Source organism: Vogesella mureinivorans (genome assembly GCF_007644035.1).
In the GTDB taxonomy this organism is placed as follows: domain Bacteria; phylum Pseudomonadota; class Gammaproteobacteria; order Burkholderiales; family Chromobacteriaceae; genus Vogesella; species Vogesella mureinivorans.
This window is the reverse complement of sequence record NZ_VMTV02000091.1, coordinates 1-252: the sequence shown is the minus strand read 5'-3', so window position 1 is coordinate 252 and position 252 is coordinate 1. Positions and strand designations below refer to the sequence as shown.

Sequence of the window (252 nt, the reverse complement as noted above, 5' to 3'; positions counted from 1 at the left end):
GAGGAGCTGCAGTCGGCGAACGAGGAGCTGACCACCTCGAAGGAAGAAATGCAGTCGATGAACGAAGAGCTGCAGACGATCAACAGCGAGCTGCAGACCAAGCTGGACGACCTGGCGCTGGCGCAGAGCGACATGAAGAACGTGCTCAACAGCATCGAGATCGCGATCCTGTTCCTGGACCAGCACCTCAACGTCAGACGCTACACCGACCGCGCAGCGACGCTGGTCAATCTGCGCGAGAGCGACATCGGC

1 protein-coding gene is annotated in these 252 nt (G+C 60.3%); it reads left to right on the top strand.

What is annotated here, in order from left to right:
- A partial coding sequence (locus FLQ44_RS02090; RefSeq protein WP_206208622.1) for a PAS domain-containing protein occupies positions 1 to 252 on the top strand: 252 nt, incomplete at both ends.